A 514-nucleotide genomic window follows, 5' to 3' on the forward strand; every position below is an offset into this window, starting at 1 on the left:
TCGGCAGGATATGCGACCTGTTCTCTCCGGTTGAATGCAGAAACTATTTCCAGGCTGCGGGATATGCGCCTGGTTAATCCCGAAAGACTCTAGCGTATCATCTTCCTTAAACGCCAAGACCGTGTGTTGCCGGATCTTATCTAGATCTCCCTGCTCGCGCAGTTTATCCAGCCGATCGAGTATCTGATATTGCTCTTCTGTTCTCAGGAACGCATTCTTCAATTCAGAGTCGCCTAATTCAGGCAAGCAGCCTAGCTGGTTCTCATGGCATCTTGACAGTATCTCACTTGAGAGCCTGAAAAACTCACCATAGGTGCCGGTTCCATCTTCGAATTTTGTTCGCGCTCCCAAGACCAGGTCCGCGATTTCGACAGCCGTGGCCCACGCGTGCTGAGTATCTGTACGCAACTGTACTTCAACTTTTAGAGCGTTTGCCCACCGACATGAATCGATTGGGGATTCCCATTCGGCCGAGGGACTGATTCACTGACCCTGGGGCAGATACTGGGGGCAG

1 protein-coding gene is annotated in these 514 nt (G+C 51.6%); it reads right to left on the minus strand.

Annotated elements, in window-relative coordinates; translation table 11 throughout:
- Window positions 1-222: hypothetical protein (locus P1J78_RS25145; protein ID WP_275570103.1), on the minus strand; the 222-nt coding region annotated here is incomplete at its 3' end.
- Window positions 223-514: the final 292 nt, after the last annotated feature.

Source organism: Psychromarinibacter sediminicola (genome assembly GCF_029168335.1).
GTDB classification, from domain to species: domain Bacteria; phylum Pseudomonadota; class Alphaproteobacteria; order Rhodobacterales; family Rhodobacteraceae; genus Psychromarinibacter; species Psychromarinibacter sediminicola.